Annotated in this window: 12 protein-coding genes and 2 tRNA genes; 6 read left to right on the top strand and 8 right to left on the bottom strand. The window is 63.4% G+C overall.

Annotated features, from left to right (window positions below; genetic code table 11):
* Window positions 1-11: 11 nt before the first annotated feature.
* The 4 genes from AC4NN3_RS03110 to AC4NN3_RS03095 form a co-directional block, all read right to left on the bottom strand.
* Window positions 12-88 (bottom strand) — tRNA-Asp (locus tag AC4NN3_RS03110).
* A gap of 286 nt (window positions 89-374) precedes the next feature.
* Window positions 375-450 (bottom strand) — tRNA-Val (locus AC4NN3_RS03105).
* A gap of 144 nt (window positions 451-594) precedes the next feature.
* On the bottom strand, window positions 595-867 hold the full coding sequence (locus tag AC4NN3_RS03100) for an HU family DNA-binding protein (protein ID WP_193335767.1): 273 nt from the start codon (window positions 865-867) through the stop codon (window positions 595-597).
* 218 nt (window positions 868-1,085) lie between these two features.
* Window positions 1,086-1,232 (bottom strand): hypothetical protein, encoded by a 147-nt coding sequence (locus tag AC4NN3_RS03095; protein WP_491925652.1) that lies wholly within the window; start codon window positions 1,230-1,232, stop codon window positions 1,086-1,088.
* Between the two features lie 296 nt (window positions 1,233-1,528).
* On the opposite strand from AC4NN3_RS03095, the gene AC4NN3_RS03090 reads away from it, so the two are divergent.
* The 4 genes from AC4NN3_RS03090 to AC4NN3_RS03075 all read left to right on the top strand — a co-directional run bounded on the left by AC4NN3_RS03090 (window position 1,529) and on the right by AC4NN3_RS03075 (window position 3,362).
* On the top strand, window positions 1,529-1,849 hold the full coding sequence (locus AC4NN3_RS03090; protein ID WP_491925651.1) for an ArsR/SmtB family transcription factor: 321 nt from the start codon (window positions 1,529-1,531) through the stop codon (window positions 1,847-1,849).
* Entirely contained in the window at window positions 1,846-2,313 is a 468-nt protein-coding gene (locus AC4NN3_RS03085; RefSeq protein ID WP_491925650.1) for an SRPBCC family protein, read from the top strand. The genes AC4NN3_RS03090 and AC4NN3_RS03085 overlap by 4 nt, the downstream gene beginning before the upstream one ends.
* Window positions 2,314-2,417: 104 nt before the next feature.
* Window positions 2,418-2,879, top strand: a complete 462-nt coding sequence (locus tag AC4NN3_RS03080) for an SRPBCC family protein (RefSeq protein ID WP_491925649.1) — start codon at window positions 2,418-2,420, stop codon at window positions 2,877-2,879.
* Window positions 2,880-2,891: 12 nt separating this feature from the next.
* Window positions 2,892-3,362, top strand: coding sequence for a GFA family protein (locus AC4NN3_RS03075; RefSeq protein ID WP_491926453.1), 471 nt, complete (start codon window positions 2,892-2,894; stop codon window positions 3,360-3,362).
* Between the two features lie 110 nt (window positions 3,363-3,472).
* On the opposite strand, the gene AC4NN3_RS03070 is transcribed toward AC4NN3_RS03075, so the two are convergent.
* Both AC4NN3_RS03070 and lon read right to left on the bottom strand, forming a co-directional pair.
* Window positions 3,473-3,826 (bottom strand): hypothetical protein, encoded by a 354-nt coding sequence (locus tag AC4NN3_RS03070; RefSeq protein WP_491925648.1) that lies wholly within the window; start codon window positions 3,824-3,826, stop codon window positions 3,473-3,475.
* Between the two features lie 159 nt (window positions 3,827-3,985).
* Window positions 3,986-6,427: an endopeptidase La gene (lon, locus tag AC4NN3_RS03065; protein WP_491925647.1), complete on the bottom strand. Its 2,442-nt coding sequence runs from the start codon at window positions 6,425-6,427 to the stop codon at window positions 3,986-3,988.
* Between the two features lie 406 nt (window positions 6,428-6,833).
* On the opposite strand from lon, the gene rocF reads away from it, so the two are divergent.
* Window positions 6,834-7,808 carry an arginase gene (gene rocF, locus AC4NN3_RS03060; RefSeq protein WP_491925646.1) on the top strand — a complete coding sequence of 325 codons (975 nt, stop codon included), beginning with the start codon at window positions 6,834-6,836 and terminating at the stop codon, window positions 7,806-7,808.
* A 17-nt stretch (window positions 7,809-7,825) separates the two neighbouring features.
* Here the strand turns inward: rocF and AC4NN3_RS03055 are convergent, their stop codons facing one another.
* Window positions 7,826-8,959 (bottom strand): citrate synthase, encoded by a 1,134-nt coding sequence (locus tag AC4NN3_RS03055; RefSeq protein ID WP_491925645.1) that lies wholly within the window; start codon window positions 8,957-8,959, stop codon window positions 7,826-7,828.
* Window positions 8,960-9,042: 83 nt separating this feature from the next.
* Here AC4NN3_RS03055 and AC4NN3_RS03050 point away from each other — a divergent pair, with 83 nt between their 5' ends.
* The gene (locus tag AC4NN3_RS03050) at window positions 9,043-10,125 is read left to right on the top strand and encodes a citrate synthase/methylcitrate synthase (RefSeq protein WP_491925644.1); all 1,083 of its coding nucleotides are present in this window, start codon (window positions 9,043-9,045) and stop codon (window positions 10,123-10,125) included.
* A 133-nt stretch (window positions 10,126-10,258) separates the two neighbouring features.
* Here AC4NN3_RS03050 and clpX read toward each other — a convergent pair whose 3' ends face one another.
* Window positions 10,259-11,536 (bottom strand): ATP-dependent Clp protease ATP-binding subunit ClpX, encoded by a 1,278-nt coding sequence (gene clpX, locus AC4NN3_RS03045; protein ID WP_491925643.1) that lies wholly within the window; start codon window positions 11,534-11,536, stop codon window positions 10,259-10,261.
* Between the last annotated feature and the right edge of the window lie 95 nt (window positions 11,537-11,631).

The raw sequence follows: 11,631 nt of genomic DNA, 5'->3' as shown, positions 1-11,631 counted from the left end.
TTGAGAAAGGGTGGCGCGAGAGACGGGGCTCGAACCCGCGACCTCCGGCGTGACAGGCCGGCGCTCTAACCAACTGAGCTACTCCCGCAGCGGCGGCGGAACAAGTCTGCCGCGCAACGTGGGTGTCGTTTACCGACCCCCTAGGACCAAGTCAAGCGAGCAAATCCAGATTGCTGTGACATTTTCAAGAAACCTGGTTCGACTGTGGAAAAACCACGCTGAATCAGCTGCTAGCGTCAAAATCTTTATGTGAAAGGTCAGAATCGCATGGTGCTAGCCAAACTGTGACCAAAGCGCCCCATCTGCTGTGCCGCGCGGTTCACCCAGACTTGCACTATCGGAACCTGAGGGCGGACCGGGCGGCAGGGGGAGAATGGTGGGCGATGACGGGCTCGAACCGCCGACATCTTCGGTGTAAACGAAGCGCTCTACCAACTGAGCTAATCGCCCGCTGCCGATCATGCGACCGCGGCAAGGTGGCTTTGATTAAGGGCCCTGCCCGCCAGCGTCAACCCACCAAATGGGCCGCACATGAAAAGGCCCCGGCGCAGAACGCTCGGGGCCCGATCGCGGTATCAGTCTTGTCGACCGATCTTAGTTGATCGCGTCCTTCAGGCCCTTGCCGGGCTTGAACTTGGCCTGGTTGGAAGCCGGGATCTGAATCTCGGCGCCGGTAGCTGGGTTGCGGCCGGTCGATGCCTTGCGCTGCGAGACAGCGAAAGTGCCGAAGCCGACCAGACGGACTTCATCGCCAGCCTTGAGGGTATCGGTGATTGCGGCGAACACGGCATCAACCGCTTCAGCAGCCTGGGCCTTGGTAATCGTCGCCTTGTCGGCAACAACGCCAATCAGATCGTTCTTGTTCATTGCGTTTCCTCAGAGTGAATTGCCCGCCTCGCTGGCAAACATAAAAACGCGGCAACCCTTGGTCGATTCTGAGTGAAACGCAAGGATTTCCGGGCTTCTGGCGAGGCCGGACGGTGCAATGCCGTTAATGGACCGGAAATTTCAATGCTACAAGTCCGCAATGCGGTTTTGGGCAGGATTTCCGGGCTTTTCCGCCGCTTTTCATGGTTATCCACCGCTCAGAAGGCGGCAGCGGCCCATCGCCGAATTCCCAGCATAAGCGGCAGCGCCAGCAGATAGATCGCCGCGCCGACCAGCCCGATCAGGCCCGGCCAGCTGACGCGCGCGGCAAAATACACCAGGCTGAAGCACAGCGGACCGAACACGGCGGCCAGGGTGACAAGCCGCCAGAGCCACGACCGGGGCCCTGTTCAAGCTTCGTTCCTCCTCGGTTCCGCCGTTCCGGGCACATCGCTGTAACCGATCACGGTCGCGTTACAAGATTTGATCTAGTTTTGTTCTGGATCGTCGAGCCGGCACCATGAGGCCGATGCTCAAAGATTGCGACAGGGACCATTGTCCCCGCGATCCGCACACCGTAGCAAGGGACAAGCGCAGGCAAATACCTGCCCTTGACATGCAGGTATTTAACTGCATATTTTATTGCAGATTTGAGAGAGCGATGGACGCAGACAAGGTTTTCAAGGCTCTGGCCGATCCGACCCGCAGGAGGCTGCTCGACCTTCTGCACGAGAAAAATGGCCAGACGCTCAGCCAGCTTTGCGAAAACCTGGCCATGACGCGGCAGTCGGCAACCCAGCACCTCGCCTTGCTGGAGGACGCCAATCTGGTCAGCACGGCCAAGCGCGGCAGGGAAAAGCTGCATTTCATCAACCCCGTGCCCCTGCACGACATCTACGAGCGCTGGGTACGCAAATTCGAATTTCAGCGGCTCAAGTCGCTGCACGACCTGAAGACGGAACTCGAAGGAAACCAGGAATGACCGCCAAAGAGACCACCAGCTTCGTCTACGTTACCTATATCCAGTCGACCCTGGACAAGGTGTTCGAGGCCATTACCCGGCCAGAACTGGCAAGTCGCTACTGGGGCCATGAGAATGTGTCGGACTGGCAACCCGGATCCCGCTGGGAGCATATCCGCGCCGATGACGATCGCACCGTCGAACTGGTGGGCAAGGTTATCGAGATAAACCCGCCCAAACGTCTTGTCATGACCTGGACCAATGCGTCGCAGGAAGCCGATCCGGACAGCTACAGCCGTGTGACCTTCGAAGTGGAGGAATACGAGGACATGGTACGGCTCACCGTTTCCCATGATGACTTGCTGGCCGACGGCGGCATGGCCAAGGGCGTCAGCAGGGGCTGGCCGCTGGTCCTGTCCAGCCTCAAGTCATTTCTCGAGACAGGCCGCGCGCTTGACGTCTTCGCCAAGCCCAAGGCCGCCTGACAGCCGCCAGCAGCGTCCAATCAACTTTCCATCCGGCCGCAGCCAGTGCTCATTCAGGGCATGGACAAGTGCGCGCCGGCCACAGACCAGCCAGGGAGCAACCCATGACCACGACCGCAAGCTACACAATCACGTTCAGGGTGAACCAGAGCCCCGAGGCCGCCTTCGCGGCCATCATCGATCCCCGCGCCTGGTGGAGCGGCGCCTTCGAGGGCAACACGGCCGCGCTCGGCGATATGTTCACCTATCGCTACCAGGACATCCACTATTCGCGACAGGAGGTCACCGAACTGGTGTCGGGCCGGCGCGTCGCCTGGCACGTCCTGGAGTCCGACCTCAGCTTTCTCAAGGATCGCTCCGAATGGACCGGCACCACGATCGCCTTCGACATTGTCCATACCGGCAGCCAGACCGAAGTCACCTTCACCCATGTCGGCCTCAAGCCCGAAGTGGAGTGCTACGACGTCTGCACGGATGCCTGGAACTCGCTGATCCAGGACAGCCTCAGGCAGTTGATCGAAACCGGCAAGGCAGAGCTGCCGGTGCTGGCCGAGCCGGCCCAGTGAGGCAAGGAGCCCATCCATGGCAACATCCTATGCCGGCGGCTGCGCCTGCGGCGCGATCCCCTTCGAAACCAGCCAGCGGCCCGTCTTCGGAATCACTGCCAGTGCCTCGACTGTCAAAAGCGCAGCGGCACCGGCCACGGATCCTACCTGACCTTTGCAAAACGGAGCGAGCTGCGGATAATCGGTAAGGCGTCGGAATGGCGCATCACCGCCGATAGTGGCAACGACAAGTCCCATGCCTTCTGCCCCGTACGTGGGACGCCGGTCTGTTTGACCTTCACGGCCATGCCGGACCTGATCGCCGCGCATGCCACCGCGCTCGATGATCCAAGGCAGTTCCGGCCGCAGGCCCTCACCTATGCCATTCGCGGCCACGCGTGGGACATGATCGATCCCGCCGTACCGACGTTTGAACGCATGGTGGTCCAGCCAGGTCACCTGGCGACACCAACAAAAACGGCGGCCCCGAGGGACCGCCGGTGATGGTCTATGCGACTGGACCGCTTAGTGCGGCAGGCCGAACTGATGTCTTCGACCGGTTCCAGCTTGGCGGCCCGCTGGGGCCGCCTCTCGCCTGGGTTTATAGCGGCGCGCTACTGGGCCAGGGCTTCGCACTCGGCGTCGGAATAGCGAAGCTCGGCCTCGGGATTGGTGAGGTTCTCGACGGCGATCTCGATGTAATATTCGACCAGCCGGTCATATTCGGTCTCGGCAATACCGTCTTCATTCATGGCGATCACGGCGGCCTCGAAGGCGATCGTCGCATTGGCGTCGGCCGAGGCGATGTCTTCGTCAGTCATGCCTTCGATCTGCGTCAGTGCCGAATAGGCCGCGCCGCACCACAGCGCCTTGTCGACGGCATCGCTGACCTCGTCCTGCGCCAGGGTGGGCAGGGCCCAGCCGAGGACGGCCAGAGCGGCGAGGGTAGCGGCAAACTTGTTGATCATCTGTCTTGTCTCTGGGGCCGCGGGCGAGCGACGGCTGCACCCTTGCAGCGGCGCTGATGTCATAGACAGGCGCTTGAGCGATGTCGCCCCCGATCTGATGGACAAACAAAAACGGCGGCCCCGAGGGACCGCCGTTGGTAGTCTATGCGACTGGACCGCTTAGTGCGGTAGGCCAGAGCTGGCGTCTTCGACCGGTTCAGGCTTGGCGGCCGCGACGGCGGCTGCCGCAGCGGCGGCTTCGAAGTCCCATTCGATCGGCACGGGCTGGCTTACAAGCGCATGCTTGATCACCTGATCCATCCGGCTGACCGGGATGATCTCCATGCCTTCCTTGACGATGTCCGGGATCTCGGCGAGATCGCGGACGTTTTCCTCAGGGATCAGTACCGTCTTGATGCCGCCGCGCAGGGCTGCGAGCAGCTTCTCCTTGAGCCCGCCAATGGGCAGGACCCTGCCCCGCAGCGTAATCTCGCCGGTCATGGCAACGTCATTGCGCACGGCAATGCCGGTCATGACCGAGACAATGGCAGTGGCCAGGCCAATACCCGCCGATGGACCGTCCTTGGGCGTTGCGCCTTCAGGCAGATGCACGTGGATATCGCGCGTGTCGAACATCGGCGGCTTGATGCCGAAATCGATCGACTTGGAACGGACATAGGCCGTTGCCGCGGTCAGCGATTCCTTCATCACTTCCTTGATGTTACCGGTCACGGTCATGCGACCCTTGCCCGGCGTCATTACGCCTTCAATGGTCAGCAGCTCGCCACCCACCGAGGTCCAGGCCAGGCCCGTCACCAGACCCACCTGGGGCTCGGCTTCGATCTCGCCATGGGTGAAGATGTCCGCACCCAGGAACTTGGTGAGCTTTTCCTCGTCGATGACCACGGTCTTGACCTTGGTCTTGACGATCTCGGTCACGGCCTTTCGCATCAGCTTGCTGATTTCGCGCTTGAGGTTACGCACGCCCGCTTCGCGGGTATAGCGCTGGATCAGGGCGGTCAGCATGGCGTCGCTCAGCTCGAACTCGCCATGGGCGAGGCCGTTTTCCTTCAGCGTTTCCGGGATCAGGTGCTGCTTGGCGATCGCGTGCTTCTCCTGCTCGGTGTAACCCGACAGCCGAATGATCTCCATGCGGTCCATCAGGGGCCCTGGAATGTTGAGCGTGTTCGATGTCGTCACGAACATCACGTCGCTGAGGTCATAGTCCACTTCGAGATAGTGGTCAGCAAACGTGTGGTTCTGTTCCGGATCGAGCACTTCGAGCAGCGCCGAACTCGGGTCGCCGCGGAAGTCCTGGCCCATCTTGTCGATCTCGTCGAGCAGGAACAGCGGGTTGGACTTGCCCACCTTCTTGAGCGACTGGATCACCTTGCCGGGCATGGAGCCGATATAGGTCCGGCGATGGCCGCGGATTTCGGCTTCATCGCGGACGCCACCGAGCGCCATGCGCACGAATTCGCGGCCGGTCGCCTTGGCGATCGACTTGCCCAGCGAGGTCTTGCCGACGCCCGGAGGGCCGACAAGGCAGAGGATCGGGCCCTTGAGCGAGCCGGTACGACCCTGCACGGCCAGATATTCAAGGATGCGTTCCTTGACCTTTTCGAGGCCATAGTGATCCTCGTCCAGCACCTTTTCGGCCAGCACCAGGTCGCGCTTGACCTTGCTCTTCTTGCCCCAGGGCAGGCCGAGCAGCGTGTCGAGATAGTTGCGCACCACGGTGGCTTCGGCCGACATAGGGCTCATCGCCTTGAGCTTCTTGAGCTCGCTTTCGGCCTTGAGCTTGGCTTCCTTGCTGAGACGGGTCTTGGCGATGCGCTCCTCGATCTCGGCGATCTCGTTGGAGCCTTCCTCGCCGTCGCCCAGTTCCTTCTGGATCGCCTTCATCTGCTCGTTGAGATAGTACTCGCGCTGCGTCTTTTCCATCTGCCGCTTGACGCGGCTGCGGATGCGCTTTTCCACCTGCAGGACGCCGATTTCGCCTTCCATCAGGCCCAGGATCTTGCCGAAGCGGTCGATCACCGACACGCTGGCCAGCAGGTCTTCCTTTTCGGCGATCTTGATCACCAGATGGCTCGAAATGGTGTCGGCCAGCTTGGAGGGGTTGTCGATCTGCCCGACGGCAGCGACCACCTCGGCTGAGATCTTCTTGTTCAACTTCACATAGTTTTCGAACTCGGCCAGCGCCGAGCGCGACAGCGCCTCGATCTCGACAGGATCTTCTGCCGGCTCGGGAAGCGGCGAGGCTTCCGCCTCGAAATAGTCCTGCGTCTGCAGATAGCGGTCGATGGTCGCGCGATGCAGGCCCTCGACCAGCACCTTGACGGTGCCGTCCGGCAGCTTGAGCAGCTGCAGCACCGTGGCGATGGTGCCGGTTTCATAAATCTGGTCGGGAGCCGGATCGTCGTCCTGCGCATTCTTCTGGGTTACCACCAGAATGTGCTTGTCGTCGCGCATGACTTCTTCGAGCGCCTTGACCGACTTCTCGCGCCCCACAAAGAGCGGCACGATCATGCCGGGGAAAACGACGATATCGCGCAGCGGGAGAACTGGGTAAACGCGATCCCGGCTGGCATCGCCGCCTGTGGGAATGACATCAGTCATCTCGTATCCTTTCCGGGGCGCGCGGGAGGAAGGAGAGGTGCGCGCCCTTAGTAGACAGCTCCAAACATGAAGAATGGGCTGATTCCGGTTAATAAATAGGGCCATCTGCGCGCGCTGCAAGTCAACATGCCCACAAAAGTGACGGTTAACGCAAGCGTGCACACAAGATATGCGTCTGGCCCCGGAAACAGCGGTGTGCCTTGGCTGCAGGACGGATGCGGACCACCCTGAGGCACGCGCGTCTATGCACAGTTAAATGGTGGTGACTGGCCCTTTGGCCAAGGCGGGCACGACCGGGCGCTCCGGCGCACCAGGGTGCGGATAACCGGCCCAAACCGCTGGCCCTGCCGCCGCCCTCTCCGGCATAGTGGCGCGATTGGCCAGTTGCGGCCAGACAGGATTGTTCATGCCCGAGCCGACCGCCATCGCCATCGACCTGTTCGGTATTGCCTGCGACGCCGGCGCCTCGCGGCGCGGCTGCGTCATGGGCCCCGAAGCCCTGCGCATTGCCGGCCTCGCCCAGGTGCTGGCGGACCTCGGCCATGACGTGGCTGATCGCGGCGATATTGCGCCGACCGGCTCCACCGAACCCGGCCTTGCCTGGCAATCCCCGGCGCATCGCCAGGCGGCCGTGCTGGCCCTGGCGACCAGCAGCAGCCAGCAGGCCCGTGCAACGCTCCAGGAGGGTCGCCTGCCGGTTTTTCTCGGTGGCGACCACAGTCTGTCCATGGGCACCCTTGCCGGCGTGGCGCAGCACTGCGCGGCGATCGGCAAGCCGCTCTTCGTGCTCTGGGTCGACGCGCATGGCGATTTCAACACCCCGGCCACCTCCGAGACCGGCAATATCCACGGCATGCCGCTGGCTTTGCTCTGCGGCGAGCCCGATTTCGGCCCCGCCTTTGACGGTCCGTGGCGCGGTGCCGTCGAGCCGCGCCAGGTGACGGTGTTCGGCGCCCGCTCCATCGACCGCCCCGAGCGGCAGCTGCTTGAGGATCGCGGCGTCAATGTCATCGACATGCGCGATATCGACGAGATCGGCGTGGTTGCCCTGATGCGCGACGTGCTGGCCCGCGTCGAGGCGGTGCACGGCCACCTGCATGTCAGTCTGGATGTCGACGTCGTCGACCCGGCCATCGCCCCCGGCGCCGGCACGCCGGTGGCCGGCGGCCTCAGCTTCCGCGAGGCGCATCTGGTGATGGAAATGATCCATGACAGCGGCGCCATGGGCTCGCTCGATATCGTCGAGCTCAACCCCTATCTCGACCAGGCCGGCATGAGCGCCCGCCTGCTGGTCGACTTGGCGGCGAGCCTCTTCGGCCGGCAGATCATGCCGCGCCAGAGCCTGCGCATGGGCCTCGAAACCAGCGTGCAGGGCATCTGAGGCCTGTTGCCCGGGCTCTAGCGTTCGACCCCGGCCCCGACATAATGCGCCCGCGGGCGGATCAGCTGGCCCTGCTGGGCCTGTTCCAGTCCATGCGCCAGCCAGCCGACGCAGCGCGCCAGCATGAACAGCACCAGCGGCGCCTCATGCGGCAGGTCATAGGCCTCGGTCAGCGCCGCCAGCGCAAAATCGATATTGGCCCGCTCGCCGGTCACCCGATAGGCCGCCGCATGCAGCGCCGCATAATGCTCGGGCGGGGTGAACTGGCCGAACAGGGCCGCCGCCCTGATGTCGCCATCGGGATAGAGCGGATGCCCGAAGGCGGGCACCGGCATGCCCTGCCCCAGCCGCGCCAGCACCGCCGCCTCGGCGCCCATGCTGCGTGCCTGCCCCGCCAGCGCCTGGGCCGCTACGGCCGCGCCGCCATGCAGTGGCCCGCTCAGCGCCGCCATGCCGGCCAGCACCCCTGCCGACAAGGCGGCACCAGTCGAAATCGTCACGCGGGTGGCAAAGGTTGACGCATTGAGCTCGTGATCGGCCAGCAGGACCAGCGCCCGCCGGATGATGTCGGCGGCCCCGGCCCGGTCCCAGGCCACGGCCAGCGCCACGTGTAACGGATCGGTTGCCGATCGCCCGCCGACCAGGCTGCTGGCCAGCGTGCCCAGCACCGAAATCGCCTCAAGCCGCAGGATCAGCGCCGAACGGCCAATGCTGGGCGCGTCCTGGGCGGCGCGTTCGGCCAAAGCCACGAAGGCCGCCTGTAGCGACGGCGTTGTGGCCCGTGAGCGCGCCGGCAGCTGGAACGGCGCCGCGTCCCAGAGCAGCACGGCAATGTCTTCCAGCGTGGCCTTCTCGGACAGCACCACGGCATCGCGGCCGCGATAGAGCAGCCTTCCGTTCTCGATGGTGGACAGGCTCGATGGCATGACCGGCTCGCCATAGCGGATGGCTTCGGCGGCCACGGTTTCCTGCCGCCGCCGCCCGGCTGCCCTTTTGGCCAGCTTGCGCACGTCCTCGCCGCGATAGAGGCTCTTGCGGCTGTCCTTGGGGTCGCGCATCGCCTTGATGCGGCCCCGGCTGACATTGGCATAAAGGGTCTGTGGCCGCGTCCCCAGCAGCGTCAGCGCTTCATTCGCATTCAGCCAGTCCATCGCTTCACATTGATCCAATCGGTCAAGATTGACGTCAATTTAATCTTTCCTAATTTGGCGGGCAACAACGATAGGAGAACAAGATGAACACCGGACTTGAAGATGTGGTGGCCGCGCAGACGATATTGTCTGATGTTGACGGCGCCAATGGCCGGCTGATCGTGCGCGGCGTCTCGCTCGACGACCTGGTAGCCAGCAGCAGCTATGAGGATGTACTGGCGCTGCTGTTTGCCGGCTTCTTCCCACTGCCTGCCGACCTGCCGGCGCAACTGGGCGCCGCCCGGGCCCGCGTCTTCACCCATGTCGCCAGCGCCGACGCCGCTCTGACTGCCCTGCCACCGGTCGACGCCATGCGCGCTTTGCTGGCCCGGCTGGAGGACGGCGATGACCTGGCCAGCGCGCTCAACCTGGTGGCGGCCCCCGCCGTGTTCATCCCGGCAATGCTGCGGCTCAAGGCCGGCAAGCCCGCCCTGGCGCCGGACCCGACACGGACCCACGCCGCCGATATCCTGGCCATGCTGACCGGCACCGCGCCGACAAGCCAGCAGGCGGCAGCGCTGGACCGCTATCTGGTCACCGTCGCCGACCATGGGCTGAATGCCTCGACCTTTGCCGCCCGCGTCGTGGCTTCCACCAAGGCGGGCCTGACCTCCTCGGTGCTGGCCGCGCTCAGCGCGCTCAAGGGTCCGCTGCATGGCGGCGCCCCCGGCCCGGTGCTCGACATGCTCGACGCCGCCGGCTCGCCCGAGCAGGCGCCCGCCTGGATTGCCGCCGAACTGGCGCGCGGCGAACGGTTGATGGGCTTTGGCCACCGCATCTACCGCGTGCGCGATCCGCGGGCCGATGCGCTCAAGGCCGCCGTTCGCCTGCTGGCCCAGGCCGGTTCAATCGATCCGGCGCGGCTGGCTTTGGCCGAAGCGCTCGAGGGCACGGCTTTGGCCCAGCTCAAGGCCAAAAAGCCCGACCGCACGCTCGACACCAATGTGGAATTCTATACCGCCCTGCTGCTCAAAGCCCTGGGCTTCCCGCGTCAAGCCTTTACCGGCGTCTTTGCCATGGGCCGGGTCGGCGGCTGGCTCGCCCATGCCCGCGAACAGGCCGAAACCGGAAGGCTCATTCGGCCGCTCTCGGTCTATGTCGGACCCAAGCCGCAGGAAGCCGCCTGACTCAAACGAAAACGCCGGACCCAAGGGCCCGGCGTTTTCGATTCACTGTCCGCCATTCGGGCATAGCCCTCATGGCCTTCTCACCTCAAATCGCTCCACTGGAGCGATTTGCCCGACGGGACGGCTCGAAGACTTACGCCGTTGCGGGCGCGTCGTCCTTCTTGCGTTCCGAATAGATGTACAGCGGACGCACGTCCTTGCCGTTCACCACTTCGGCGCTGATCACCACTTCTTCGACGCCTTCGAGCGAGGGCAGGTCGTACATGGTGTCGAGCAGGATGCCTTCCATGATCGAGCGCAGGCCGCGCGCACCGGTCTTGCGCTCGATGGCCTTCTCGGCGATGGCCTTGAGGGCCTCGTCCTTGAAGGTCAGTTCCACGTCTTCCATCTGGAACAGCCGCTGGTACTGACGCACCAGCGCGTTCTTGGGCGAGGTCAGGATTTCGATCAGCGCCGAGATATCGAGGTCTTCGAGCGTTGCCAGCACCGGCAGACGGCCGATGAATTCGGGGATCAGACCGAAGCGCACCAGATCTTCCGGCGCCACATCGGCCAGGATTGCCCCGACGCGACGATCATTAGGATCCTTGACCACGGCCGAGAAGCCGATGCCCGAGCCTTCGCCGCGGGCCGAGATGATCTTTTCGAGACCGGAGAAGGCGCCGCCGCAGATGAACAGGATATTGGTCGTATCCACCTGCAGGAATTCCTGCTGCGGATGCTTGCGGCCACCCTGGGGCGGCACCGAGGCAACGGTGCCTTCCATGATCTTGAGCAAGGCCTGCTGCACGCCTTCGCCCGACACGTCGCGGGTGATCGAGGGATTGTCCGACTTGCGGGAGATCTTGTCGACTTCGTCGATATAGACGATGCCGCGCTGGGCCTTTTCGACATTGTAGTCAGCGGCCTGCAGCAGCTTGAGGATGATGTTTTCCACGTCCTCGCCGACATAGCCGGCTTCGGTCAGCGTGGTGGCATCGGCCATGGTGAAGGGCACATCCAGGATACGGGCCAGAGTCTGGGCCAGCAGCGTCTTGCCCGAACCGGTCGGCCCGATCAGCAGGATGTTGGACTTGGAAAGTTCAATATCCTGGTTCTTGGACGAGTGGTGCAGGCGCTTGTAGTGGTTGTGGACAGCCACGGAGAGCACGCGCTTGGCGCGATACTGGCCGATGACGTAATCGTCGAGCACCTTGCAGATATCTGCCGGGGTCGGCACGCCCTCGGAGGACTTGACCATGGAGGTCTTGTTCTCTTCGCGGATGATGTCCATGCACAGTTCGACGCATTCATCACAGATGAACACGGTCGGACCGGCGATCAGCTTGCGAACCTCGTGCTGGGATTTCCCGCAGAACGAGCAATAAAGCGTGTTCTTTGAGGTTTCGCCGTTCGTTGTCTCTTTGGACATCTCGTCACTCCCGGAGGCAGAGCGCCCCCAAAACCAGGCATTCCCGTGAAGGTAAAGCCTGAGCCTAAAGAAAGTCTAAGCCGAACCGATCCTAA

This window comes from Devosia sp. MDV22-iso42 (genome assembly GCF_058629155.1).
This window is presented reverse-complemented; position numbering and strand designations above follow the sequence as displayed.